22 protein-coding genes and 1 tRNA gene are annotated in these 22,646 nt (G+C 60.0%); 8 read left to right on the top strand and 15 right to left on the bottom strand.

What is annotated here, in order from left to right; all coding sequences use genetic code 11:
• Positions 1-211: 211 nt before the first annotated feature.
• From BV106_RS17530 to BV106_RS17550, 4 genes are all read left to right on the top strand, one after another.
• Positions 212-856, top strand: coding sequence for a hypothetical protein (locus tag BV106_RS17530; protein ID WP_265595797.1), 645 nt, complete (start codon positions 212-214; stop codon positions 854-856).
• A 194-nt stretch (positions 857-1,050) separates the two neighbouring features.
• Positions 1,051-1,127: transfer RNA gene (locus tag BV106_RS17535), tRNA-Asp, on the top strand.
• A gap of 161 nt (positions 1,128-1,288) precedes the next feature.
• Positions 1,289-2,017 carry a hypothetical protein gene (locus BV106_RS17545; protein ID WP_081891869.1) on the top strand — a complete coding sequence of 243 codons (729 nt, stop codon included), beginning with the start codon at positions 1,289-1,291 and terminating at the stop codon, positions 2,015-2,017.
• A gap of 248 nt (positions 2,018-2,265) precedes the next feature.
• A complete protein-coding gene (locus tag BV106_RS17550; RefSeq protein ID WP_038166867.1) occupies positions 2,266-2,520 on the top strand; it encodes a hypothetical protein in 255 nt (84 codons plus the stop codon).
• A gap of 86 nt (positions 2,521-2,606) precedes the next feature.
• Here the strand turns inward: BV106_RS17550 and BV106_RS17555 are convergent, their stop codons facing one another.
• Positions 2,607-3,320 carry a hypothetical protein gene (locus tag BV106_RS17555; protein ID WP_038166868.1) on the bottom strand — a complete coding sequence of 238 codons (714 nt, stop codon included), beginning with the start codon at positions 3,318-3,320 and terminating at the stop codon, positions 2,607-2,609.
• Between the two features lie 189 nt (positions 3,321-3,509).
• On the opposite strand from BV106_RS17555, the gene BV106_RS17560 reads away from it, so the two are divergent.
• On the top strand, positions 3,510-4,481 hold the full coding sequence (locus BV106_RS17560; RefSeq protein WP_081891870.1) for a polymer-forming cytoskeletal protein: 972 nt from the start codon (positions 3,510-3,512) through the stop codon (positions 4,479-4,481).
• Positions 4,482-4,523: 42 nt separating this feature from the next.
• Here BV106_RS17560 and BV106_RS17565 read toward each other — a convergent pair whose 3' ends face one another.
• Together BV106_RS17565 and BV106_RS17570 are read right to left on the bottom strand one after the other, a co-directional pair.
• Complete coding sequence (locus BV106_RS17565) at positions 4,524-5,294, bottom strand: prepilin-type N-terminal cleavage/methylation domain-containing protein (RefSeq protein WP_038166870.1); 771 nt, start codon at positions 5,292-5,294, stop codon at positions 4,524-4,526.
• 24 nt (positions 5,295-5,318) lie between these two features.
• Positions 5,319-6,080 carry a PEP-CTERM sorting domain-containing protein gene (locus tag BV106_RS17570; protein ID WP_038166872.1) on the bottom strand — a complete coding sequence of 254 codons (762 nt, stop codon included), beginning with the start codon at positions 6,078-6,080 and terminating at the stop codon, positions 5,319-5,321.
• Between the two features lie 134 nt (positions 6,081-6,214).
• On the opposite strand from BV106_RS17570, the gene BV106_RS17575 reads away from it, so the two are divergent.
• Entirely contained in the window at positions 6,215-6,859 is a 645-nt protein-coding gene (locus tag BV106_RS17575; RefSeq protein WP_038166875.1) for a DUF6580 family putative transport protein, read from the top strand.
• Between the two features lie 360 nt (positions 6,860-7,219).
• Here the strand turns inward: BV106_RS17575 and BV106_RS17580 are convergent, their stop codons facing one another.
• The 9 genes from BV106_RS17580 to trpA all read right to left on the bottom strand — a co-directional run bounded on the left by BV106_RS17580 (position 7,220) and on the right by trpA (position 14,730).
• Positions 7,220-8,248, bottom strand: coding sequence for a DUF4105 domain-containing protein (locus tag BV106_RS17580; RefSeq protein ID WP_038166877.1), 1,029 nt, complete (start codon positions 8,246-8,248; stop codon positions 7,220-7,222).
• An 18-nt stretch (positions 8,249-8,266) separates the two neighbouring features.
• Positions 8,267-8,695: a hypothetical protein gene (locus tag BV106_RS17585; RefSeq protein ID WP_265595798.1), complete on the bottom strand. Its 429-nt coding sequence runs from the start codon at positions 8,693-8,695 to the stop codon at positions 8,267-8,269.
• A 167-nt stretch (positions 8,696-8,862) separates the two neighbouring features.
• Positions 8,863-9,531: a hypothetical protein gene (locus tag BV106_RS17590; RefSeq protein ID WP_265595799.1), complete on the bottom strand. Its 669-nt coding sequence runs from the start codon at positions 9,529-9,531 to the stop codon at positions 8,863-8,865.
• Positions 9,532-9,924: 393 nt separating this feature from the next.
• Positions 9,925-10,698, bottom strand: a complete 774-nt coding sequence (gene panB / locus BV106_RS17595; protein WP_038166882.1) for a 3-methyl-2-oxobutanoate hydroxymethyltransferase — start codon at positions 10,696-10,698, stop codon at positions 9,925-9,927.
• A 59-nt stretch (positions 10,699-10,757) separates the two neighbouring features.
• Entirely contained in the window at positions 10,758-11,282 is a 525-nt protein-coding gene (gene folK, locus BV106_RS17600) for a 2-amino-4-hydroxy-6-hydroxymethyldihydropteridine diphosphokinase (protein WP_038166883.1), read from the bottom strand.
• Between the two features lie 47 nt (positions 11,283-11,329).
• Entirely contained in the window at positions 11,330-12,070 is a 741-nt protein-coding gene (gene dapB / locus BV106_RS17605; protein ID WP_038166885.1) for a 4-hydroxy-tetrahydrodipicolinate reductase, read from the bottom strand.
• A gap of 22 nt (positions 12,071-12,092) precedes the next feature.
• Positions 12,093-12,977, bottom strand: a complete 885-nt coding sequence (dapA, locus tag BV106_RS17610; RefSeq protein WP_038166888.1) for a 4-hydroxy-tetrahydrodipicolinate synthase — start codon at positions 12,975-12,977, stop codon at positions 12,093-12,095.
• A gap of 108 nt (positions 12,978-13,085) precedes the next feature.
• Positions 13,086-13,910 (bottom strand): diaminopimelate epimerase, encoded by an 825-nt coding sequence (gene dapF, locus BV106_RS17615; RefSeq protein WP_038166890.1) that lies wholly within the window; start codon positions 13,908-13,910, stop codon positions 13,086-13,088.
• Between the two features lie 19 nt (positions 13,911-13,929).
• The gene (gene trpA / locus BV106_RS17620) at positions 13,930-14,730 is read right to left on the bottom strand and encodes a tryptophan synthase subunit alpha (RefSeq protein WP_038166892.1); all 801 of its coding nucleotides are present in this window, start codon (positions 14,728-14,730) and stop codon (positions 13,930-13,932) included.
• A 176-nt stretch (positions 14,731-14,906) separates the two neighbouring features.
• On the opposite strand from trpA, the gene cls reads away from it, so the two are divergent.
• Entirely contained in the window at positions 14,907-16,364 is a 1,458-nt protein-coding gene (cls, locus tag BV106_RS17625; protein WP_038166893.1) for a cardiolipin synthase, read from the top strand.
• A gap of 309 nt (positions 16,365-16,673) precedes the next feature.
• Positions 16,674-17,360, top strand: a complete 687-nt coding sequence (locus BV106_RS17630; RefSeq protein ID WP_038166894.1) for a hypothetical protein — start codon at positions 16,674-16,676, stop codon at positions 17,358-17,360.
• Between the two features lie 24 nt (positions 17,361-17,384).
• On the opposite strand, the gene BV106_RS17635 is transcribed toward BV106_RS17630, so the two are convergent.
• The 3 genes from BV106_RS17635 to BV106_RS17645 all read right to left on the bottom strand — a co-directional run bounded on the left by BV106_RS17635 (position 17,385) and on the right by BV106_RS17645 (position 22,273).
• Positions 17,385-20,459 (bottom strand): M56 family metallopeptidase, encoded by a 3,075-nt coding sequence (locus BV106_RS17635; RefSeq protein ID WP_038166895.1) that lies wholly within the window; start codon positions 20,457-20,459, stop codon positions 17,385-17,387.
• Positions 20,460-20,474: 15 nt separating this feature from the next.
• Positions 20,475-20,882: a BlaI/MecI/CopY family transcriptional regulator gene (locus tag BV106_RS17640; protein WP_038166896.1), complete on the bottom strand. Its 408-nt coding sequence runs from the start codon at positions 20,880-20,882 to the stop codon at positions 20,475-20,477.
• Between the two features lie 143 nt (positions 20,883-21,025).
• Positions 21,026-22,273, bottom strand: coding sequence for a polysaccharide pyruvyl transferase family protein (locus BV106_RS17645; protein ID WP_038166897.1), 1,248 nt, complete (start codon positions 22,271-22,273; stop codon positions 21,026-21,028).
• Positions 22,274-22,646: the final 373 nt, after the last annotated feature.

The following is a 22,646-nucleotide window of genomic DNA, read 5'->3' on the forward strand; positions in this document are numbered from 1 at the left end:
TTTGCAGCGAAAACACGATGCAATATGTCCAAATGAGCATGTAAAGGGGGTGTCCTCTCCTGGAGTAGGTCTGGCCCGCAAGGTCCAGGCTTCTTCACGCGTTTCTCTCGTCCCCATTCCCGCCATCATCTGGATCCGCCCGGACACGAGGCCTGCACTGGCTTTTGCATTCTCCAAGGATTCTCTGCTACTTTCTTCACTGATCTTCGCCATGAAACACCACTGGACCTCACGCACCTCTGCTCTCCTCGCGGCGCTCTTGCTGCCTCTGACCCTTTCTGCTGAACCCAAGAAGTTCTCCTTCGACAGCGAAGCCTGGGAGGAAGGCGAGCCTCCCGCCGAGGTGTTTGTTGTGGAAGGCAAGTTCAGCATCGCTGCCAAGGACGGCAACAAGGGCATTCAGATCGGCGTTGGCGAACTGGTGGAAGCCAACGCGCTGCTGGGTGACTCTGCCCGCGGCAGCGCCAGCATCGAGGCCAAGGTGTTCGCGAGCAAACAAGGGCGCAGCTTTCCCCGCTTTGCCATCGGCGTGCATGGGCAGAGCGGTTATCGGCTGACGGTGTTTCCTGCGAAGAAGGAACTTCAATTGATCAAACAGGAGGAAGTGGTGAAGTCCATTCCCTACACGTGGACAAGTGACGCCTGGCTGAAGATGAAGCTGGAAGCGAAGAAAGTCGCAGAAGGCAAATGGACAGTAACTGGCAAGGTGTGGCCTGCCACCGAAGCAGAGCCTGCAGAAGCACAGTTCATGGTGGAAGACACCACGCTCAAAGGGCAGGGCAAATGCTCCATCTGGGGCACCCCATTCTCCAACACGCCGATCCTCTTTGATGATGTGAAAGTCGAAGTCGAGTAGCTCTTACTTCCATAGTGCTTGAGACACCTTCGGACGCGGATCGCCATCTGCCCGAAGGTGTTTTCGTTCAGGCCTATAGAGATGAAAGAGGGGGGATGAAAAAAAGTCGAAAAAGATGCATTTAGAGTTTGCACATTTCTGGGATGCATGTACTCTCATGACCTTCCCGAACGGCAACGAACGGGGCGAAGGTTGGAGCGGTAGCTCAATTGGTTAGAGCGCTGCCCTGTCACGGCAGAGGTTGCGGGTTCGAGTCCCGTCCGTTCCGCCAATCTTCGCAAATCAGGGGCTAACAAAGATGCCCCAAACCGGAACGATACAAACCCGGTACTCCACTGAGTATTTCCTCGAATCCGAGGCTCACGTTGTCTCATCTGCGTGCGACGGGAAGTTTTTGAAGCGCAGTTTCCAGGGCGACGGCGATTTACCGGCATGCAACCTCCCACTGATCTCCTCCGGGCTAGTCACGTCCCGGTTCTTCCGGAACGGATGACCTCGCTGGATGTCATGTGTTGTCGTCAGGTCACAGAACTGCCTGCCGGTCCAGATTGGATCTACGAAATGAAGTGGCAGGGATTTCGAGTCACGGCGCTGAAGTCAGACGGGGATGCCTGGCTGGTTTCCCGGAACCACCTGTCCTTGGGATCGGAGTTTCCGGAGATCATCAACTCATTGCAGGCTCTCCCTTGCGATCAGGTGCTGATGGATGGCCTGCTGGTGGCATTGGACGAAGAAGGCCGCGTGTGTGGCTGTCCGATCGAGATGTCAGGGAAGGGGCAACGGCCTGCGGCGGTGCGTTTGGTGGTATTTGATCTGCTGGAACTCGATGGGTGTTATATTCAGGGTCTGCCTCTCCATGTCAGGAAACAACGCATGGTCGCTCTGCTCGCCACCGCCCCAGTGGGCGTGGTCCCCGCAGGTGATCTCACTGGCACTCCTCAGGAGCTGCTGGCTCAGGCGCGTATCGCAGGGCAGCCGGGCATTGTGGCCAAGCACCGGGACTCCACTTACGAAGAAGGGCGGCGCACGATGGATTGGCTGAAGTGTCTGGCCCCGGTCGAGGCGGTGCAAGGTGGGGGCGGATTTATCAATGTGGTTCGTGCTGGGCAGGTGCCGGGGGTGATCCACCTTAGGGAAGAATCCGGACGCCGCGCAGCCTGATGGGTAAGTCCAGATGCTGCCTGCCTGTCCCGCCTCGCCACCCTAGCCCCGCCGGATTCGCTGCCCTCATGAGAATTTCAAGGGGCATAACCTCCCAAGTTTGTCGTCTGGGTGGTGTTCTTATTTCCATCTGGTCTTTATCATCCCTGCACAAACTTCTTGTATCTCCACGTGATTGCAGGCTAAGGGGGAGTCCTATATAGGGTAAGTAGTGCGTTTTTTGTCATGGCAACTAGAGTAACAATTGTATGAGCTCATCCAAGCAACCAACCGTGGAACAACTTAAGAAGGCGGTCGCAATCGCCGAGAAAATCAAAGAACTCGAGACCCAGCTCTCCGAGTTGCTCGGCGGCGGACCCCCCGCTCCTGTCGTCACCCGTGGCCGCAAGCCCAAGGCCGTCAAGGCTGAAGGCGGCCGGAAGGCGCGCAACATCTCGCCTGAAGGTCGTGCCCGCATCGCTGCCGCCCAAAAGGCGCGCTGGGCCAAATCCAGAAAAGGCTGATCCGCCTCTAAAAAAGCCCCGTTGGGCTGGAGGACTCAACCTCCAGCCCGGCTTCTGGCCTGTGGCGCCCCCGCCCCGGCCGGATGTTAGACATCGAACTCCAGCACAAACAATTGTGCGGGACGCCTGGCTTGAAGTCTCAAGCACGGTTCTTCATGGGCCAGCGCCGCGTCTCCAGCAGAGAGCAGCTTCCCACAGCACCAGACTTCCCCTGCGGTCACAGTGACCCAGGCATGGTGCCCATTCCCTAGAGTCCTCCGCCACCGCTGACCGTGGTGCAGCGTTGCCTGCCAGAGCGCCATGCCCAGGGGGGCGCGCAAGTGAGTGGCACTACCCTTGGGGCAGGCCAGCAGTCTTGGTCCATCGACGCCATTCCCTAAGGGGGCCGTCTGTGCCGTTGGCTTGAGCTTTCCCGCTGGAGGGCAACGGCTGATCCAGAACTGCAGGAGCCGGCTGAGCTTGTCCGGCGACGGATTGTGCCATCGCTGTGCGGTGCCGGTTGGGTGATTTCCGTCGAGGGATGGCTCTATCTGGCTGGAGCCTGGCGTCAGACGTGATTGAGAGCCCTGGCACGGGGAGCGCTGTGCGATGCCCTCAAGCATAAAGGTCAGAACCGTATGGGTGGCGGGCGGCGGAGGGGAATCCTCGAAATACTCGCCAGGCATGAGGATGGCGTCGGTAATACCCACTAGAACCCCGGGAGGCGAGCCCAATTCAGGTTTGGGAATCAAGGTGGTGCAGACATGGACCCCGCCTAGATGGTGGCGCAACCGATCGGCCGCCTTGAGAATCTGAAGCATGTGCCACGGTCATCTTCCAAGCTTGGTCTGGGAAAAGACCTGTACGGCAGCGTGAGCATAGCCTTGAAGTATGCTCCCCGGGTACGACTCCTGCGGAGATCAAGGAATGGGCAGAGTCATCATAGACAAATCCGGGAGGTGTGTTAACTTTGTGTCTTGTTTTTGAGAAGAGTTTACTGCTCTCGCTAGATGTCCCAAAGGCTTTACAAGGCAATGCTCGGCGGGTTCGACCCGGTCTTGACCGGGAGCGAGGAGATGTCTGCACGCTGGACTGCCGATCTGCTTCTGTCGCTGGACTGGTGTCGTGTGGTGGAGTTGGCCCGCGCCATGGCGCTTTTTGGCGGATTCGAGTTGGGCTCCACGACCGTGCGACTGGATGGGGCGGCGGATTTTTCGATGACTCGGGGCAAGGGTGGCCAAGCACAGCGGTACCGGGTGCGATTGGCGGAGTGGAATCAGTGGCAGGCGACAGTGGCCAGCGTGGAGCAGTTTGCGCAGGCGCTGAAGAAAGAGAAGCATCGCGGCACCCGCGGTGTGTTTCTGGCTCCTGGAGGCTTCTCCACCTCCGCCCTCCACTTGGCGAGGCAATACCAAATTGAAACGGTGGATGCTGACATCCTGGCGGCCCGGCTCAATGAATTGCCGGAAACGCACAGCACTTTCTTTTATGAGACCGGCACGTTGGGGGACTATGGAACGCCTACTTGCCCTGCCTGCATGAGGCGCTTGGAGTTGCTGCCAGAACCGCGGCCCCAGTCTCCTGGGAAGGTCTCGGCCCTGCCCGATCTCAGTTATCGCACCAGTGACATCGTGGCCGAGGTGGTGGCCGCCCGGCGCATTGAAATCCATCGCAACTGCGAGGTCTATTTCCTGCGCGAAGTGCATGCGCGGGATGTCATCGTTCACGGGCATGCCGTGGGAAACTTTGTCTGCGAGGGCTGTTTGCTGCTCAATCCGGGCAGTGTCGTCGAAGGCACCGTCGCCGCCCGTTCGGTGATGGTGAGACCCGGCGCCATCTTGAATGGTGAAACCCGCATCTTGCAAAGTGCTCCCGAATCACTCGCTCAGGAGTCGCCCTCCGTGGCGTGGCGGTGCGCCAACCGGTCACCCAATGTCAAGCTGCGTGCGAAGTGCGGGCAGGTGATGTTCCGGGTGCATTGACGCAAGTCGACGCTCGAAGGCGAACGACGGGATCAACGCGACCTACTTCAGGTACATGGTGCTGCCACGTTTCGTGATGCGCCCGATCACTTCCGTCTTGATGCGCTTGTCCAGTGAACCCTCGAACGGTTTGAAGACCTCGATGTGGCCGTCTACAAAAAGCATGTTGGCTGTGCCATTGTGCCGGAAATGGATGGTCTTGTCTGTCTCGTTGATCAGGTAGAACTCTTCGAGCATGGGCTTCGAAGGGCTGGCAGGTGCCTGGAAGGTGTTCACCTGGCCGCAATCACCGAAAAGGATCACTTGGGCTCCGCTTTTCAGCTGGCTGACGTTCATCGGAGCTCCTCCAAATCGTCCTCCTAGCATCCAGTTGTAACCATACCCATAACTCGCCCCCTTGAACTTGGGTTTCCACACGGCCGCCTCATAGTTAAACGCCGGACAAACTTCAATTTTCCCGACCTCCTGGATATAGGGATATAGGGGGCCGGACTCGCGATCAAGGTCGCGATCACCCTCCGATCCGCTCCCACTCTCTTTCCCAAAAAACCATGTCCGGTCGCCATTGCTTCCTTCTTGCACGTAGGCCGGAAAGTAGCCGTGGTTGTCACTCACATACATGTTCACGGCTGTGCCCAGTTGTCTAAGATTAGCTGAGCAGGTGGCGCGCGTCGCCAGTCCGCGGTACATCTTTTGGCCAGAGATCGTTAGGGTGATGAGAATGGCGATAATCACCGTGGTCACAAGCAGCTCGACCAGCGTGAATGCTGCAGATGATCTAAGTGACTTGGTCTGGAGGGGAAGGTGAAGCATGGACCGATGGTTGCCTGCCCGACTCTATACAGAAGGTTTTTCCAGGAGCTTGCTGCGTCTCCGTCGGAAAACCAGCAGCACACATCCAGCTGCCAGAAGCATGCTGCGTCCCGGCTCTGGTACGGCGCTTCCATAGACTGTGATGCCGTTTGCAGTGGTGAAGAGGGCGGTGAGATTGGAAAAGTTCGCCGCGGTGGGAAGGTTGGCAGCGATATCCGAATTTGCTCCGGTCCCAAAAGTAAAGGCATCGAAGCTTCCGTTGCTCAGGTTGCGTGTGCTGATGCCATCCCAGGCGCTAGTCCAAGCCGGGTTGTTGTTTTCATCCAAAAATGGATAGTTACCTTCGTAGAAATCGCCGCTTCCCCCGGCTACTTGGTAGTTCCAGTACTTGCCGTTGGTAAACAGAGGGGAACCAGGAAAGGTGACTCCATTGATGGTGAATTGCGACACGATGTAGGCGTCAAAGCTGGAGAAGTACTCATAGGTCGCACCGTAGCTACCGTTTGTGGAACTGAAGAATGTCTTTCCATTGAGCACCGTGGGCGTGGATCCGCGGACGCCGAAAAGCACATTGAGCAAGTCCTGACCGGTCTGAAGGGCAGGGGTCTGTGCGGTGTCGTACTCGAAGCGGAATTTGAACGACTCAAGTGCCGTGCTGTTCGTGTCGAAATCCCCTTCAATCACCAAAAAATGCACCATCACCGCCGCTTCGGTCCGTGTCGGAAGCAAAATGCCGCTGAGGGAGACTATTGAGAGGAGGGCGGTGGCGAGCAGATGGCGGAGCATGATTGTTACTGGTCGGGGCAGATGCGTCTAGATTGAACTTAGACAGCCACATTGCTTCCTTCAGGATGATTGTCTACATCCTATTTAGACAACATTGCCCTTGTTCATCTGCCCACTTCGGGCTTCATTCCCGCATGTCCCAACCTGCTCGTTCCCAAGGTCTCTCTGCCTACGTTTGGCTGCCGCTCGTGCTGATGGTTGCGGCCTTGGTCTGGCGGGTGCTTTATCAGCAGGGGATCGTCGCCGCCAACTTGGGGAATTTGAGCCCGCTCATGGCTTTTGCCTTTGCCGGGGCCATCGCTTTTCCGCGATCGCTGCCCTGGTGGAGCTGGGCGGGACTCTTGATTTTGGTGGACTGGGTCAGCATGGGCTCACAGTGGTGGTCCACGGCACATGGTCGTGAGGCGGTGCTGCTCAGCTATGGCCTGTATGTGCTGGCCGCATGGTGGGGCTCCCGCCTGCGGGGCAAGGCGGGGATGGTGGACACCGTGCTGGGCACCTTGCTTTGCAGTGTCGTTTTCTATCTCGTGACGAATTCCCTGTCTTGGGCCGTGGAGTCCTACTACGCGAAGACCTGGGCGGGCTGGGTGCAGGCTCTGACGACTGGCAAGGAAGGATTGCCGCCGACGCTGATGTTCTTCCGCAATTCTCTGATCGCCGATTTGCTGGGGGCCACGGCGATCGTGGTGGTTTACAATTTCGAAGCGGTGGTGAGAAAGCTGCGCGTCATGCCGGTGATCGGTTGGGGGCGTCAGTCCCAGGCCGCGATGGCGGTGTAGCACCAATTCCTAGCTCTTGGGTGAAGGGCTCATCAGCGAGGTAGGCACGGTTTGTAGACCTCGTCTCGGAGTTCTGACTGCAGGCAGGCGGCTCGTGCCTCGCCTTACCCTGGATAGTGTGTATCACGCCATCGGCGTGAATGCGGTCCGCAAACAGCGTCAAAAGCCGGTGAGCTCACAAGGAGCGGCGGTTTGTGCTTGCACAACCGCCGGACGGGGCCGGAGGAAGATCGCTCGCTATTCATCGATCCGCGGTGAGGTGGCATCCGGCGATGGGAGATTGTAGGTCACGCGCTCCGCTACGCATCGGCGGTTGTGCAAGCACAAACCGCCGCTCCTTGGGGCGACGCCGCGAACCGGTCAAGGAGGGGGAGCGTTCCCTGTCGGTGTTGCTCCAAATCCCGGTCTGCCTTCGCGGATGAGTTTCCAGAAGTCCGGTGACTTGTCGGCGGCTTGAGCTGCGGCGTTGATGTGGGCTTTTTCCCGGAGTTCGGGGAAAGAGAGCCCATCGGTGATGAACGCCCTTCTTTCGTAGAGCATCTCGTCCGCCTTGCCATTCACCAGGATGCGCCAGTCCCAGGGAGCTCTTTCTGAGGCGGGGCGTTGGGTTCGGATGGCGGTGGTGCAGTTCGTCGTGGCAGCGTTGTACCAGCGCGGCTGGTCCCGCAGTCCGTTCATGGTGGCGACGTATTCCATGAACCGTTCCCGAGCTCGCTCGGGTGAGACGGGGATTCGGTAAAGATAGGAGTCTTCTCCGGGGCGATAATTGGTGCGCAGCCTCACGATGTCGCGTTCATCCGCCGCAATGCAGATCAGCTCATACTGCCGGTAGAAGCCCCCAATGGCCGAGTACTTCTCTCCCACTTCCTTGCGAGTCTCGATGGAAAAGCAAATGGGCGGCGCATCCTTGAACTGAAAGCTGGCAATGGGATGGGCCATCCATGGCGACCCCCAATAGTTGATAAAGAGGTCAATGCCGGTGAGTTGGGAGAGTCGCACTTTGCGGGTTTCCCAGGTCGGGGTGAAGTCGGTGGTCGTGCGGTAGTCAAAGTTTCGCACGTTGTAGATCGTCACCTCATCGCCAGCCACCTCGGCCCACGGGAGCTGGGCCACGTCAGGCTGCCATTCGCGGTTCGCTTGGGGCTGGAGTTTCAACCACCAACTCAAGACGCCCACAAAGGCCAGTCCGATGAAGAGTGACTTCCGCCAGGCCTGGCGGATGAAGAGCAGCATGGTGGCGGCGGAGCCAAGCCAGAACCAGGCCGCGGCCTGATTGAGGAAGGGCATGTCGTAGTACAGGGCTCCAAAAGTCCAAGCTACCAGGCCGAGCAGGACCAACGAAAGCGCCAGGCGGAGCACCAGTTTGAAGGGCCACAGAAGAATTTGCATGATGGAGTGGGTGGGGGATCAGGCCTGGGAGTTCATGGCCTGTTGGGGAGATGGGGCAGCCGTTGCCGGCTTGCTGCGAAGTTTTTGAAGGGCCAGCGTCGCGAGCTTGACGAGCAGCAGTACGCCGAAGCACTCGATGAAGGGGATGATCCAGCCGAACAGCATGATGCCCACGTTTCCGCCCACACCGTCGTAGCTTGGGTTCCTCTGTTCAATATCGAGAATGGTCCGGGCCCAGTGGACTTCGTATCCGCGGAAGACGCTAAGCATATTCCAAACAACCACCGTGACGAACACTGTCCTCCAGAAGATGCCCTTCCACGTCAAAGGGATGGGGGGCACCAGGGCCAGCACGATTGCGCAAAGGTACACGTAACCGGTAATCTCGTTCACGTCACTCCTGGCCTGCTCGGCCACCTGCAAGAGGGTGTGGGTCGGGTAGTCCATGATGGATGGGCGGATGATGTCTGGCGACAACTTACGGTTTTGCCATGGCGTCTGTCGAACGGTTTGTGGGGGGGGGCTGACCGTCTGGCGGTGCAAGCGGCAGGGCGGTCGCTTCGGTTGCTGCGCTAGGAGAAGCTTCAGTGGGCAAACGGCATCCCACTCCAGCATCATCGTTTCTGCTTCTCCCCGCCTCCGAACTTCGCCTCAAAGCGGTCCAATTCTGCCTGCGGAATGGGCATCAGTTCTGTCATCACTTGCTCAAACTCCTTCTGAGAGAGTCCTGTCCACTGGGGAGAGCCGTCCCGATAGTTTGGATAGGTGATGAAAAAATTGGAGCACTTGTAGCAGAACGAGCTCTCAAACAGAATGCGGTAGTCTTTGTCCCAAACACGGATCCCGTGGATCGGAAAGTGGCACATTGCTCCGGAGGTGTTTTCTTCCACTCCCACCGTCTGCTTCAGATGGGGCAACAGCTTGGCGAGTTCGGCACCCTTGATGATCCGCTGCTTCAAGATCTTCGATGTCGCGTCATAGGGGGCGATAACGAAGGTGTCTGCCGGGAGAGGTGGCGTCTTCTCAAAAGGGTCATTGCTCTTCTTGGGCAAAGAGACGGTCTCAAAGTCCAGGAGATAGACCTCTGCCCGCACGGCGTCGTCCAACGCAGCAGCGAGCGCCTTGCGATAGTTCTTCTTCGCGATGTCCTGATCCTGGTAGTAGGCGTTTTCCGCCTTCTCCAGTTTGGCGGGCAATGTCTCTTGAGCAACAGCCTTGCCCCCGAAGGACAAGCTACAAAGAGCGAGCGCGGACCAGAATGCACGGGTGGAGAGTGAATTCATAGGGGCAGGGTGGGTGCTCCGCCCAACTTAGAGTTTCTCCACGCGGCCTGTCGACTGTTTTGTTGCTGGCGAGGGCGGGGGCTTTCAAGGAGCCGCATCCAACACCTGGATGCGAAGCATCTTTGGGACTGCGGTGAGGATCACCGCTTTGGAGAGGCCTGTGTCAAACTGGTCGCCGATTGACTGTAAGCGGAGGCGTTGGGCGCTGGACTCGGGTGAAGGGAAGGGGTTTGATCTCCTCACAAGGCGTAGCCAAAGCGGCGATTCTCGCACGCACTCCTAAAATCCCGCAAGCGGGATCAGGTGGAGGACATGGTAACGGGCTTGGATGCGTTTGAAGCCTGCGACACTCCATGCTCCGTTGGTGCAGTTCCGGTTCGCGGAATCGACTCCTCACACTCCCTTCACACCCGCGATCCACTCTCGCGCGGCGCGAGTGGTCTCCATGGCCTCATTCGCCAGCGCGGTGGCAAACGGAGGCTTGAACCACGGAAAGGCACCAAGGAGGTCCGGGGTCACGAGCACCTGGCCGTCGCAGTTCGGGCCGGCACCGATGCCGATGGTGGGGATCTTGATGGCTTGGCTGATGCGTTCTGCCACGGCGGGGACCATACTCTCCAGGACGATGCCTGCTGCGCCTGCTTCTTGCAGAGCGAGGGCGTCGTCCACCAGGCGGTTGGCATCGACGTCGGTCTTGCCCTTTTTCTTGTAGCCGCCTTCCTGCTTCACGCTCTGGGGCAGCATGCCGATGTGCCCGATGTAGGCGATGCCGGCTTCTGTGATGGCTCGAACCTGATCCGCTTCATCCACGCCACCCTCAAGCTTCACGGCATCGGCACCTGCTTCCACGAGGCGGCGGGCGTTGTGTACTGCCATATCTGGCATGCCATAGCTGCCGGAGGGGAGGTCCACGATGACGGTGGCGCGCTGTACGCCGCGGCGGACGGCGGCGGCATGGTGCAGCATCATCTGCATGGTCACGCCCGTGGTGTCTGGCAGACCCAGCACGACCATGCCCAGAGAGTCTCCTACGAGGATGAGATCCACGCCGGCTTCATCAAGCAGCCGGGCGGTGGGGTAGTCATAAGCGGTGAGGACGGCGAGCTTTTCACCGGCGGCTTTCCGGTCGCTGAGCTGCTGGGCGAGGAGGGCGGGGGAGACGGCCATTGCAAGAGGAGGAGAGGAAGGGTGCGTCGAGCGAAACTTACGATACGACGGAAATGATCTCACGGACTGCCGAGGTCGAGCCAGTCCAATGCATACACGCGAGGTGGGGGCTCGTCCGAGATGGGCAGGCTAGCGAGGATCTCCTGCACTGACCGGTCTTCACCGGGTAAGCGCAGGTCCGCGCGGATGTCTGCCAGAGGCTGCAAGACAAATCGCCGCTGGGTCATGCGCGGGTGGGGAAGGGTGAGGTCCGGGTGATTCACCTCGGCGGCATCCGCATAGAGGAGATCCAGGTCCACGGTGCGTGGCGCATGGTGCTCGTGCTCATTCGGGCGGCCGAGTGCAGCCTCGATGGCCCGGGTGAACCGCAGCAGGTCCAGAGGCTGGAGCTCTGCTTCCAGCTCGATCACTGCATTCAGAAATCCCGGCGAACCAGGAGGGCAATCCACGGGATCTGTTTCATAAACCGCCGAGGTGGCGATCACTCGACTCCCGGGAACCCTCTGCAAAAGAGAGGCGACGGCCTGGCGAAGATTCTTAAGCCGGTCTCCCAAATTCGAACCGAGAGCGATGCCGTATTTCATCGACTCCCGGTTGCGAAGGTGGGTAGGGTAATAAGGCAGGCCTGAAGCTATTTTAGCCCCAGCACGTCCTGCATGTCATAGATGCCAGCGGGCTGGCTCACGAGCCACTTGGCGGCGCGCACGGCTCCGTTGGAGAAGGTGTCGCGGCTGGAGGCCTTGTGCGTGAGTTCCACACGCTCGCCCACGTTGGCGAAGACGACGGTGTGATCACCGACCACATCGCCACCGCGCAGGGCGTGAACGCCGATTTCCTTCTTCGTGCGGGCACCCACATCGCCCTTGCGGCCGTGGCGGGTGTCCGTTTCGTAGCTGACGTCGGTTTCCTCACACAGGATCTCCACCAGACGGCGGGCGGTGCCGCTCGGGGAGTCCGTCTTCATGCGGTGGTGCATTTCCACCACTTCGAGGTCGAAGGGCTCGCCGAGGATGCGGACTGCCTGACGAGTCAGCCAGAAGAGCGTGTTCACGCCCACGCTGAAGTTAGGCGCCAGCACCACAGGCAGCGTCTTGGACGCTTCGCGGATGGTCTCGAGTTCCTCGGCGGTGTGGCCGGTGGTGCCCATGACGAAGGGTTTCCTATTCTTCACGCAGGCGGCCACCAGCTCATTGCTGAAGTGGTGGGAGGTGAAGTCGATCACTGCATCGCACTTGGAGAGGGCTTCATCCAGGGAGTCACCCATGTCCACGGTCGCGCCGACTGCACAGTCGGCATCGCTTTCCACGGAATGAATGACAGCCTGGCCCATGCGGCCTTTGGCACCGGTGACGAGAATCTTGAGCTGAGCCATGATGGTCGGTTTGCAGTGAAGGTTACTCTGCGAGGATGCCCACGCTGATCATGGTCTGGCGCAATTCTTTGACCTGGGCTTCTCCCAGCTCACACATCGGCAGACGCAGCTCGGCATCGCAGATGCCTTTGAGGGCTAGCGCCGTCTTGATGGGGATCGGGTTCGTGGAAAGCTTCAGGAAAGCGGAGAACAGGGGGTTGAACTGCGCATGGATGCTCTGAGCTTCGGCCCATCGGCCAGCCAGAGCGGCCTGCACCATCTTGTTCATCTCTGCCGGGATGAGGTTGCCAGCCACGCTGACCACGCCCACGCCACCCACGCTCATGAAGGGCAGGGTGAGGGAGTCGTCACCGGAGAGAATCTCAAAGTCCGCCGGCAGAAGCATCTTCATCTGGCTCACGCGATCGGCGTTACCACCCGCTTCCTTCATGGCGCGAATGTTTGGGCAGGCCTCGGCAAGTCGCACGACCGTGTCCACGCCGATCTCGATGCCACAGCGGCCGGGGATGCTGTACAGCATGATCGGCAGCTTGGTGTTGTCTGCGATGGCCTTGAAGTGGCGGAAGAGCCCCTCCTGAGTGGGCTTGTTGTAATAGGGCGCGACCAGCAGGGCGGCATTGGCGCCCGCGGCCTCGGCTTCCTGGGTCATTTCCACGGCTTCACGCGTGGAGTTGCTGCCAGTGCCAGCCATGACGATGCCACGGCCTGCGGTGTACTCCACGGTCAACTGGATGACGCGCTCATGCTCATCATAGTCCAGCGTGGGGGATTCACCCGTGGTCCCGCAGGGCACGACACCCTGCACGCCGCCGGCAAACTGGTAGTCCACCAACTTTCGCAGGGCGGCTTCATCGATCTGGCCGTTGCGAAAAGGGGTGACAATGGCGGTGTGGGTACCGGCGAACATGACGTTTTAGGTGTTAATGATGATGAGAACTGAGAACTGAAAAGAGGAAAGGGGGAGCCAAGTCACCTGCGGCTGTGAGGGCCGGCAAAGGGTGCTCCCAGAGGGCGATTAAACTTCGAGTTTGCCCTGGAAGACGAAGTCGGCGGGGCCGTGCAGGGTGACGTCAGAATAGACGTCGCCAGCCTGGTTGAAGCCGACCTTCAGGGTGTCGCCACCCTTCACCTTCACGGAGACGGGAGCGGATGCGCCATGCAGCTCATGATGAATGAGCGCGCAGGCCACCATGCCGGTGCCGCAGGCCAGGGTCTCGTCTTCCACGCCGCGCTCGTAGGTGCGGATCACAATGGAGCCGGGGGAGACGACGGTGGCAAAATTGGCGTTGGTGCCCTTCGGCGCGAAGGCCTCGTGGTAGCGCAGGCCGGCGCCCAAGCGGCGGATTTCGGCCGTGGAGAGGGCATTCACATCCTCCACAAACACGACGGCGTGCGGGACGCCGGTGTTCACGCTGTGCACTTCCATTGGGGTGCCATCCACCACCAGCGCCTGATTCAGCTTCAGGCTGTGGGGCTGGCTCATGTTGATTTCCACCTGATCGCCGAAGAACTCCGCGGAGATCATCCCAGCCTGGGTCTCGAACTTCACTGTAGTCAGGCAGTTGTCGTGCAGCTTGTTCACGAAGCGGGCAAAGCACCGGGCGCCGTTGCCACACATCTCTGCCTCACCGCCGTCCGCATTGTAGTAGCGCATGCGGAAGTCGCCGCCATCGGTGGCTGGCTCCACGGCCAGCAGGCCGTCTGCACCCACGCCGCGATGACGATCGCAGAGCTGGGCGATGGATTTACCGGAGAGTTGCAGGGACAAATCGCGGTTGTCGAGCATGACGAAGTCATTGCCCGCGCCGTTCATTTTCCAGAAGCTGAGAAGATTGGCCATGGGATAAGGGGCGGAGAAGCTAGACGGCTTTCACTGCGTCCACAAGAGGTTTAACGAACGCCGTGAGCCGGTCGGACAGGTCAGATTGAGTGCCGTGCTGCTCGATCAGCTTCACGATGGCGCTGCCCACGACCACGCCGTCCGCCATCTTGGCCACGGTGCTGGCCTGAATGGGGGTGGAAATGCCGAACCCTACCGCGATAGGGGTATGGGTGGCGGACTGGATCTTCTGGAGCTGGTCGGAGATGCCCGTGGCCAGGGAGGACTGGGCTCCCGTCACGCCTTCACGGGAGACGTAGTAGATGAAGCCCTCTGCCTGCTCGGTGATGAACTTGATGCGCGACTCCGGGGTGGTGGGCGCGATGAGGCGGATGCGCCTGAGGCCGTCTCCGACTTTCAATTCGTCATTCAGCGGCGCTTCATCTGGCGGGAGGTCCAGGATGAGCACGCCATCCGCCCCGGCAGCTGCTGCGTCCCGGTGGAAGGCCTCAAATCCGTAGGTGTAAACGGGGTTCAGGTAGGTAAAGAGCACCAGAGGCACCTCAGTCTCCTGGCGGAGTTCCTTGATGAACGCCAGCACCTTGGGCAGGGTGGTGCCCGCCTTCAGGGCGCGCTCGGCCGCCATCTGGTTCACAATACCATCGGCCTGGGGGTCGCTGAAGGGCACGCCCAGCTCGATCACATCGGCTCCGCAGCGGGCCAGAGTCAGCACAATCTCCCGGGTGGTGGGCAGGTCCGGGTCTCCTGCGGCGATGTAGGCCACAAAACCTTTCTTTCCGGCAGCGCGCAGGCCGGCAAAACATTGGTCAATCCGATTCATGAGGGCGGGACGGATAGTCCGAAGCCGCCCACGGTGCAAAGCGCAATGTCGCTCGTTCCGGGGTTTTTTGGCAGGATGGGGCCAACACTTGTGGGAAGGGGGGGCGTGTTGGTGTTCGCGGCATTGCATCGCGGATCATTCGGGACTATCGGTGCCCCAGTGGTTGCGCGACGAGCATGATATCATTCCTTTCTGAGATCCTGCCGGTGGTGAAGCCCGTCTGGCACCTGTCTGTCATTGCATTGAACTTGGTGGTGGTGGGGTACGCCCTCAGTCACGTGCTGCTGCGGAACCGGGATCACCGGAGTGCGGCTTTTTGGGCGGTGCTCATTGCCTTCGTCCCCTTCCTGGGGGCATGCTTCTACGCGCTTTTTGGGATCAACCGCCTGCGACGCCGAGGTGCCAAGTATCGCCACAGCCTGGAACTCGCGGCGGTGGGCGAGGCCTGCCCGGTGAATCCCTGGCAGACCGTGCCGGAACTGAAGGAACTGCGAGCTCTTTCCACCTCGCTGGGCATGATCTCCCGGTTTGGCTTCACGGTGGGGAATCACGTCACGGTGCTGCGCAATGGGGAGGAGGCCATGCCGGCGATGCTGGAGGCCATTCGCGGGGCCAAGAAGTCGGTCTCCCTGTGCTCTTACATTTTCGAAGCCCACGGCATCGGCATGAAGTTCGTGGAGGAGTTGGTGAAGGCCAAGGACCGCGGGGTGGAAGTGCGGGTGCTGGTGGATGATGCAGGCACCCGCTACTCCTGGCCGCCCATCACCCACCTGCTGCGGGGGCGGGGCATAAAGGCCAAGCGCTTCATGCCCATCCGTTTCGTCCTGCGCATTCTCACCATGAACCTGCGGAATCACCGCAAAGTGATGGTGGTGGACGGGACCACCGGGTTCACCGGGGGCATGAACATCCGCCAGGGCAACATGCTGGAGGCTGACCCCAGCCACCCGGTGCAGGACATGCACTTCAAGGTGGAGGGCCCGGTGGTGCAACAGCTCCAGCGCGTGTTTGCCGAGGACTGGGCTTTCTGCTCCGGTGAGGTGCTCTCCGGTCCCCTCTGGTACCCTACTCTGGAACCTGCGGGTGAAGTGGCGGCCATCGGGGTGCCGGACGGTCCAGATGAAGACCTCGAACTCATGCCCAAGACCATCTTTGCCGCCCTCTCGGAGGCTCGGCACTCGGTGCGGATCATGACGCCGTACTTCCTCCCGCCGCCTGCTCTCATCTGGGCCTTGAACCTTGCGGCATTGCGTGGGGTGGATGTGAAGGTGCTCACGCCAAAACGCAACAACATCCCCTTTGTGCGCTGGGCGGCACGCACTTTGTACCCGGAGATGCTGGAGAAGGGCGTGAAGATCTACGAGGCGGACGGGCACTTCGACCACTCCAAGTTCATGACGGTGGACGGGCTGTGGTCACTTGTTGGCTCCACGAACTGGGACCCCCGCAGCCTGCGGCTGAACTTTGAGTTCAACCTCGCGTGCTTCGATGACTTGCTGGCTCAGGAGCTGGACCGGGAGTTTGAGAAGAAGGTGCGGAACGGTACCCTGGAGTCCCTCGCGGCGCTGCGCAATGCCACCCTGGCTGAGCGCCTGCGGGATGGCTTTGCGCGGTTGTTCATGCCGTTCCTGTGAGGGCCCTTCTTGAGACAGGATTAACAAGATTTCTGAAGGATTAACAAGATGGGAATAGGGTGATTGGACGCAAATGCGTGTGGCGATGCTGCGGGGTAGTCCTACGGTCCCCGTCGGTTCGGGAGCGGAGGGGTTTGTGGGAAGTGTCGAGGATTTGCTGGCCTCCCGGAGCGCTCTGAAGTGGGGCACTCGCTCGCGCTCCTCGTACAATTCTCCGCAACTTCCTCACCGTCTGGGCATTCAATTCCGGGAGATGACGCTCCTCCGAAAAGCATTGCACAATGGCTGCACAACCCGCACGTTGATTCTGTGAGAACGGCACTTCTGGTTGTCCTGGCGTTCCTGGTAGCCCTGGCCATCGGCTGGTACGGGGGCGCTCGTCGTCCCTCATTGGGGCTTGAGGGGCTGGCTGGCGAGCCCATGGAGTTGGCTCAGTCGGCTCCAGTGGTGGTCCCCACTGCCCGCGCTCCCTTTGCGGCACCCAAGAGCGTGGATGACGACCTGGAGGATCTACTGAAGCCGACCGTGGAGGTGGCTCCGGCGACGGCGGAGACCAAGCCTGCGGTGCCCATTCCGGGTATGCCTGGAGTCTTTGGTCAACGCATGGCTCAAATTGATCAACTGGTGGATGCGGGATCGACCTTGGTGACGGACCCCTACGAAGTGGAGCCCGGCGTGTTCAACTACTCTACGCTCACCCCGCGCCTGAGTGTGCTCAACGATGGGGCCGCGGGAGTGCAGATGGATGTGAAGCGCTACCAGTTCGATGTGAGCGGCGGCTACTATGTGGATTTAGACCAGTCGGTGCCGATGACTCCAGGGATCGACTCGGGGATGAACTTCCAGGAAGGCAATCAAGGCTTTGCCAGCATCCTCAGGGTGGAGTTACAACCGGGTACGGGGCAGGTGCGAGTCATGTCGAGCGATTACAAGACGGAGGGGGCAGCACCATCGCCCTCTGGCGCAGGCGGCAGTGCTCCGGGTGAGGTGCCTTGATGCTCTCCTGCGTGGGGCGAGTTGTCAGAGGCGTTTCACAACCACAGAGCGGTCAGAAGATGAGATCGGGATGGTGCCAACCTTCTTCCCATCTGGGTTGTTGATGTGAATGGAGTAGGAGCCTTCCACATCGAAGTTCATGCCTTCCAGATGGAAGCTTCCATCCTGGGCGCAGGCAAAGGTGGTGTACCAGTAGCTCCACTCCCTCAGGTGATACACCAGGGTGAGGCTGGCCTGCGACGCCGGAGTGCCATCGGCTTCGAGGACCTTGCCGGAGATGGTCTGCCCTTTGGGGAAGGTAAGAGGAGCTTCGGGAAGGGGATTGCTCTCGTCGAGCTTGAGCCAAGGTGATTCCACCAGACGGCAGCCGGAGCGGAAGAGGATGCGGTAGCTCGTATGCAGAGGCAGTCCCGTCACCGCATACTTATCAGAGCCGGATGGGAGTCGGATGTCATGCTCCAGGCTGATGGCGCGTTTACCCTCGTCATCGAGGCGTAGAATCGTTCCCGTTGTTCTTCGATAGTCGATGCTGGCCGCGGCGGAGGCCAGTTGTCCCGTGATGCCACCGGAGGGGATCAGGTGGATGTCCAGCTCCACATCCCCCTCGCCATGGGTGAGTTTGACATCCTTCAGACTCTCCTGACGTGTGTAGCCAGCGATCCCGTGACGCAGGAAGGCGATGTAGTCGCCCACTTGAAAACGCCCTGTCGCTTCGCCGTTGTTGATCGGCAACGGGTGTTCCAGCCCTCTCACCCGGACGACGAAGTTTCCTTGAGCCGGCGGCTGATCTGGCGGTGCATGCAGCCGGAATCTCACCGTTCGTTCCTGGGGAGGGGCGGGCGGGGTTTGGTCGGGGCCTGCCGTGGTGAGGCCGTTTTTTGAGAGATAGAGGTGCAGGTCGGACTTGTTGCCTGTGACTTGCGTCTTCCATTCCCGCCCATCGCAATTGAATTCAATCTCCCCTGGGTTGAGCTGGCCAATCGAGAAATGGACGTCGGTTCCTTGGAGACGTCCTTCAGTTTCAAACGCCATGTTGAAGTTGGCCAGATTCCAGGAGTTGCCGCTGTTCGAATCCAGGTAATACCGAACAATCGGCGGATTCCCGCTTCTGGAGAGAAGCTTCTTTGGATCATGAACGACCCCTCCAAGCCTCAGTTCAGGGAAGAGGCGAACGGGTTCGAGAGGGCGCCTGGGTACCACCCTGGCAATCGCGGTGGCATATCCAGGAGCATCGATGAGTGCGAGGAAATTCCGGTTGGGGGACCAGAGGTCCAGCTTCAAATGCCCATCGTTGCCTGATGGCTGACTGCTCATGCTGGCGAGGAAGGTTCGTGAGCCGTATGACATCGACTCGTTCGCTTTTTCCCAGGAGCAGCAGTAAGCCCTGGCGCCGGGTACGGCGGCTCCGGTGTTGGCATCGACGATCGGCAGATCCAGCGGCTCGATCTTGCGGACGCTGATCGTGGTGGGGACTCCGTTGGCAAAACGGACACCTTCAAACTGCGACCATTCGTGACCGTAGGCGCGCACTTCGATCTCGAATGTGCTGTCTGCCTCTGCATTTCCGATGGTGGCTTCCCCCGATGCTGAAGGTTGCAGGCTTCCCTGACGGTAGGGCTTTTCGCCATTGAGCATGACTGATTTTACATGGAGTTCTGCCCCGGAGATGGCCGCCCCCGTCTCGTCCACCAGTTTCAACTTCGCGGGATAGCCTTTCCTGACGACGAGGGAGAACGCGGTCGGTTCATCAGCATTCTTAGGGGCCTGGACAATCGTTGAGGTAGGGGCGTGACCTTCAAGCCACAGACCGACTACCATGGACTTCCCAAAGCCCTCGCAGGTAAACCTGGCAGCATTCCACTCGGTGGCAGTGAAAGATCTTCTCTCTGACCAACCGCTAATCGTGAAGACCTGGTCCACGGTGATGACCTTGCCATCTCCATCCACCAGCTTGCCAACCGCCGTCCATTCAAGCATCGGGTCCACCGTCTGCGCCTCTTCCACTGCCGCCAGCGCCGCGATCCTCTCTTCTGGCGTAAAGGCTCTCGCCAAGGGCGGTACGGCGAGCGCACACACGAGAATGAAGCCAGTGATGGATGCCAGGGTGGCAAGGCCAATGGTTTGGGAAACAAACGGACGGCTTTGAGGAGGGACGGTTCCTAGAATGCGCTGGATGCGTTGCAGCAGACCGCTGCCACCGGTGGCGGCGAGGGAAAGGGCGAGATGTTCCGGTCTGACGGCTTCCAGGTCGGCAAGGGCTCGGGCGTAGGTGGGGCGATCTCCGCCCCAAGCGAGAACCTGATCGTCACAGGCGCACTCCGCCTCGTCCCGCGCCGTACGTGCCATCGCACGGACTGGCGGGTTGAAGAAGAGCAGCGTTTCCATCGTGGTGATCCAGAGATTGATGATGGGATCCCGCCGACGCAGATGGGCCAGTTCATGGAGCACGACCGTTTCCGCGGCGGCGACTGTCATCCTGCCAAAGATCGCAGCGGGCAGGTAGATGACGGGACGGAACCAGCCTACTACCATCGGCACCTGCAACCGTGCCGAGCAAAGCACCCGGGCAGCAGGAAGGGCGGTGTGCTCCAGCAGGCCCGGCAACCAGGGCGCGGTGCACCGTGAAGCATCATGACGCAGCCGGTGCATGAGCCACCAACCCGCCGCGAGTCGCAGGCAGAGCAGGGCGACCCCGGCCGCCCAGATCACTGCCACGAGGGCCTGCCAAGCCATCGGGGCAGGCTCCGGCTTGGGAAGGGGGCGGGGGACGATGGGCGTTGATTCGGACCTCGGCGAGATGGCGGGTGCCTGATCCGAGATGGGGCTTGGGAGCGATGCAATAACACCTGCTGTGGGGCGGGAAACTTCTACCGCCTCATTCAGATCACGGCCCAGCCAAACCATGGTGCCCACTGGTAACAGCAAGGTGAAGGTGAGGGCCGCCAAGATCAGACGATGTCTCGCCGCAGCGGACGCCTTGCGCAGAGCCTGTAGCATGATGCTCAGCAGCAGCCAGACGGCCGCTGCCTGCCAGAGACTGTGCAGGAGACTGGCTCCCAGGTGTGAAAGCCAGGGGGAATGGAGCAGATGAAGGCTCATAGCGGAAGGGCGTGCTCAAGCGTTGCCGTCTTTGCGATCCAGTTCGTCCAGCAGCTTGCGGATCTCCGCCCGCTCTTCTGCCGAGACTTTGCGCGTGGAAAGGGCGCCCAAGGCCAGTTGGGCGGCAGAGCCTTCAAACATCTGAGTCATGAGGCGGCCGAGTAGGGACCGCTTCACCTTCTGCTCGGGCACTGCGGCAGAGAAGACGTGTATCTTCGCGGAGTCGTCGCGGGCGAGAAGCCCCTTTTCGTGCATCACCTGAAACTGCTTCAGCACCGTGGTGTAGCTGCCTTTGCTGCCGGTTTCCTCCCAGACCTGACGCACGCTGGAGGGGCCGTTCTTCCAGAGGACACGCAGGAGCAGCAGTTCAGCCTCGGTTGGTTCGGGCTGGGAGGGATCTCGTTCTTTGGTAGGTCTGGCCATGGCGGTGTGAAATACGAATATTGTCGTAGATGATGCCTGGCACATGCTGGATCGTCAACGATTATTGTCGTAGATGCCAAAAGCCCCCGCGCCTGCGATGCAGGGGCGGGGGCTGAAGAGGGGAGCGGGTAGCGAGTGGGCAGTTACGCCTTCGCGGTGGCCTTGCTCAAGGAGTCGGCCAGAACGCCGAGGTGTTCTTTCTGCAGTTTCAGCACGACGTCGCGAGCCTGTGCGGCCTTGGCCTTGGCGGCGGCCGGGTCTTTGGCGATCGCGACAATCGCGGGCGCGATCTTGGGCATCTCATCCTCGTTGTCGAGCGTGAAGAGCCAGTCGTTCAGGCCGATGTCACGCCACATGTAGCCCTTCGTGGTCTGTTCCTGCCAGCGGCAGACCACGGCCGGGATGCCATTAGCGATGCACATGATGGGGCTGTGCATTTCATTGCCGAAGAGTCCGAGGGACTTGGTGTACACGCTCAGGGCTTCATCGGTGAGCCAGTACTTGTCCCGCCACACCACCTTGGCCTTCACATCATCGGGCAGGGGATCCACCAGGATCTCCTTGCCCAGGGCAATCTGGGTCTGGTCTTCGCAGCACACCAGCACCTTGCAATCTGTCTCCCGGGTGATGCGGATGATCGCCTCCCGCAACTGAGCGTGGTCATGCTCCTTCATCTCCTGGTTGCGGGCATTCTTCACCGCATCGAACTCGCGACCCTTTTTCACCGTCCAGAAGGGGGTCCAGCGATAGCGGGGAATGCAGCACAGGAACTTGCCTTCTTCCAGGTTGTTGGCCTTGAGGAAAGCGCTGGCGGCCTCGTCGTTGCGCAGCTTCACGATGCCAAACGCGGCGTCCGGACCAAAGGCCATGATGGGGCATTTCACCCCGGCATCCTGGGCGACCTTCAGCGAGACCGATTCACGGAAATAAACGAAGTTCGCATGGGTGAGGGTCTCGATGCCCTCCTGGTTCGGCGTGAAGTACGAGATGCCGTACACGCCATAGGGCTTGCCCGTCTTCTTCCGCCACTCCGCCACATGCTTCTGGGCCACAAAGCCGGAGCCGGATCCGTGAAGGAGGAAGTCACATTCCTGGAAGGCCTTGTCGATATCGGCCTGTCCTTTGAGGATGATGACGTCCGGGAACTGTTTCAGGACCAGTTCATCCGCCCCGTTCTCCAGGTTGCTGGCCCAAAAGCGGATCTCCGCCTTGATGCCGTGTTTCTGGAGGAGTTCCAGAATGCCCAGCTGGTGGGCGATGTCGCCAATGTTGATGCTCTGCCAGCCGTTGCGGAGAAGGATGCGGGGCAGTCGGCCGGTCTCCGCGTAGGCGGGCAGGGCGGCGGCCAGGGCAGTGAGGAAGGAATTCTGAAGAAGCGTGCGGCGGTTCATGGTCGGTAAATCAGTCATTCAGTCGTCCGGCGAGCCAGGGTGAGGGGCTGGCTGTCCACTCAACTAGGCAGATTGGAACGCGATTGGACGGTCTGAATTTCTGTCAATGAAACTTTGGGGAGGCAACGCGGGGACGGAAGAGTGAACCCACGCTGAAGTATCCGGGTCGGTGGGGCAGGGTGCCGCCGTGGAAGTTTTTTGGGCGAGGCGCTTTGGTGCCCAAGCCGGAAAAATTTTGCATGGGGATGGCAAAATTCGATTGAAGATTGCAGGATGATGTTCTAATGAGTATCAGTAAATACCCCATACTAATACGCATGAGTCCTAGATCGCGCGAAAGTTCCAACAGCATCCTCTCTCGTTTCCGACAAAA

Origin of the sequence: Verrucomicrobium sp. BvORR106, from assembly GCF_000739655.1 — a bacterium.
Lineage (GTDB): Bacteria > Verrucomicrobiota > Verrucomicrobiia > Verrucomicrobiales > Verrucomicrobiaceae > Verrucomicrobium.